Origin of the sequence: Streptomyces europaeiscabiei (assembly GCF_001550375.1) — a bacterium.
Lineage (GTDB): Bacteria > Actinomycetota > Actinomycetes > Streptomycetales > Streptomycetaceae > Streptomyces > Streptomyces europaeiscabiei.
Genome location: NZ_LRTR01000428.1, coordinates 1 through 2,387 on the forward strand (window position 1 = coordinate 1; position 2,387 = coordinate 2,387).

The following is a 2,387-nucleotide window of genomic DNA, read 5'->3' on the forward strand; positions in this document are numbered from 1 at the left end:
CCCGGGCAACCCGAGCACGCCTCGGCGGCGGGCGCCGCGCCCAACGGGGCCGAGGAGCGGACGGCAACCCCCAAGGGCGTACCGACGCCGAAGGACCTGGCGGCGATGCGGGGGCCCGGGGCGCACGCCGTGCAGCATCCGGCGACGGCCACGTTGCGGTGGTCCTCCGACAAGGGGTGGGTGGACCGGCCCGGGGGCGCGGCGGAGCCGCCGGAGGCGGCGGCCATGCCGACGCTGGCGCAGCTGACGACGGCGGAGCAGCGGTGGGCCGATCGGGAGGAGGACATCACGACGGTCGGAGGCGACCCCTTCGAGGTCGGTCAGGTGTTCGCTCGGCGGTGGATGGCCCGGCTGACCGATCAGTCGCATCTGCAGAAGCTGTCGGCGATGTACCCACGGGTTCCCCATCGGGTGGACGGGGAGTTGTTGCGGTACGCGGCCCGGTTCGGGCTGCTGGCGCACAAGGACGATCAGATCGACGAGCATGATCGGTATGCGATCCGGGCCGGGTTCTGGCGGGAGATCGACGTGCGGACAGGGGTCGAGCACGCGCCCGCGGGGGAGCGGTAGGGGTGCCTGGTGGCTCGGGGGCGCCTGTTCGCGGGTGACCGCCGGTTCGTCGCGGCTGGTCGCGCCCACGCGGCGCAGCCTTCGGGGCTCGGCCGGAGCGACCCGGAGGGAAATTCGCCCCCGAGACCCCGTAGGCTCGTCCCTCGTGAGTACGCGTACGGCACAGGTGATCCGGCACGGTCGGGATGTCGTGTGTGCTGTGCGGGGGCTCACCAAGACGTATCCGGCGACGCGGGGGCGGCGGGGTACGCCGGGAACCCCCGAGGTGCGGGCCAACGACGCGGTGGCGCTGGAGGTCCGGCGCGGGGAGATCTTCGGGTTGCTCGGACCCAACGGGGCGGGCAAGACCACTCTCGTACGGCAGCTGACCGGGCTGATGCGGCCCGATGACGGCACCGTCGACATCCTGGGCCACGACATCGTGCGGCATCCGGAGCGGGCCGCGCGGATCCTCGCCTACCTGGGGCAGGAGTCGACCGCCCTCGACGAGCTGACCGTGGCGCTCGCCGCGGAGACCACCGGACGGCTGCGCGGGCTGGAGGTACGGCGGGCGCGGGCCGAGCGGGACGCGGTGCTGGAGGAGCTCGGGCTGACCGGGCTCGCCGCGCGGCCGCTGAAGAAGCTGTCCGGCGGGCAGCGGCGGCTCGCCTGTTTCGCCACCGCGCTCGTCGGGGAGCGGCCGCTGCTCGTGCTCGACGAGCCGACCAGCGGCATGGACCCGGTGGCCAGGCGGGCCGTGTGGGCCGCCGTCGACCGGCGGCGGGCCGAGTCCGGCACCACCGTCCTGCTGGTCACCCACAACGTCATCGAGGCGGAGACCGTGCTCGACCGGGTCGCTGTCCTCGACAAGGGGCGGGTCATCGCCTGCGACACGCCGGCCGGACTGAAGGAACAGGTCGCGGGCGAGGTGCGCGTCGACCTGGTGTGGCGGGAGAAGGCCCCGCTGGACGTGCCCGAGGTCGCCGCGTTGCGTCCGCGTGCCGTGGAGTCCGGGCGCCGCTGGACGCTCCGGCTCGCCCCCGAGGAGGCGCGCGCCGTGGTGGCCACGGTGACCGGGGGCGCCGCCTTCGTGGCACTCGACGACTTCACCCTCGCCACGCCGAGCCTGGAGGACGTCTACCTGGCGCTCGGCGGCAGCGCGGGCAGTGCACAGGGACTGGTCAAGGGGTGAGGGACACGGGCGTGTGCCGGAGAACAGTCGGTGCGGATGTGAACGGCAGGTCTGCCACGGCCGTACGAAAATGGGCGACAGCCGAAGCGAAGAGGAGCCGCTCGACGTGAGTGTCGTACCCGCCGAGATCCTGCCGGGCCAGGCCCTGGCCGCCGAGGAGCGCGTGGAGCGCCGAGCCGCCGAGCTGGGGCCCCGCGCGCGCCTGTGGCCGTCGCTCTGCGCCGTGTACCGGGCGCAGCTCTCCCGGGCGCGGGTCGCGCGGATCCCGCTGCTGTTCGTGGCCACCTTCCAGTCGGTCGGGATCATGATCCTGATGCGCGGGGTGGTGGACGGCGGTGCCGAGGCGCACGCCGTGGTCGCCGGTTCGGCGGTACTCGTGGTCGCCTTCGTCGCGCTGAACCTGCTGGCCCAGTACTTCGGGCAGCTGCGGTCCAGCGGTGGGCTCGACCACTACGCGACGCTGCCGGTGCCGCCGGCGGCGGTGGTGCTGGGCGCGGCGGGGGCGTACGCCTCCTTCACCGTGCCGGGGACCCTCGTGACCGCCGTCTTCGGCTGTGTGCTGTTCGGGCTGCCCATGACCCATCTCTGGGTGCTCGTCGCCGTGATCCCGCTCGCCGGGGCCGCGCTCGCCGGGCTGGGCGCCGCG

The 2,387-nt window shown here is 74.1% G+C and carries 1 protein-coding gene and 2 pseudogenes; all 3 read left to right on the top strand.

Translation table 11 applies throughout. The features are described 5' to 3' along the window. Positions 1–570, top strand: a pseudogene (locus tag AWZ10_RS20585) (NYN domain-containing protein); the annotation flags it as partial. A gap of 145 nt (positions 571–715) precedes the next feature. Continuing rightward, positions 716–1,741, top strand: coding sequence for an ABC transporter ATP-binding protein (locus AWZ10_RS20590; protein WP_173531510.1), 1,026 nt, complete (start codon positions 716–718; stop codon positions 1,739–1,741). Between the two features lie 106 nt (positions 1,742–1,847). Next, a pseudogene (locus AWZ10_RS20595) lies at positions 1,848–2,387 on the top strand (ABC transporter permease); the annotation flags it as partial.